General features: G+C 70.9%; 1 protein-coding gene. It reads left to right on the top strand.

Annotated features, from left to right (window positions below):
* Positions 1-237: glycoside hydrolase family 3 protein (locus SB658_RS27430; protein WP_410603713.1), on the top strand; the 237-nt coding region annotated here is incomplete at both ends.

The following is a 237-nucleotide window of genomic DNA, read 5'->3' as shown; positions in this document are numbered from 1 at the left end:
CGCAAGGTCGCGGTGATCGGCCCGACCGCCGACGATCCGATGGCGCTGCTGGGCAACTACTACGGCACCCCATCCAATCCGGTCACCGTGCTGCGCGGCATCCGCAATGCATTGCCCGACGCCGAGGTGGTGTACGCGCGCGGCAGCGACCTGGTCGAGCGCCGCGAGGACCCGGACGCGGACATGCCGATCGAGCCGCGCTACCTGCGTCCGTCCGAGCTGGCCAACGAACGCGGC

Source organism: Bacillus sp. SIMBA_008 (genome assembly GCF_046535495.1).
Lineage (GTDB): Bacteria > Bacillota > Bacilli > Bacillales > Bacillaceae > Bacillus > Bacillus subtilis.
This window is presented reverse-complemented; position numbering and strand designations above follow the sequence as displayed.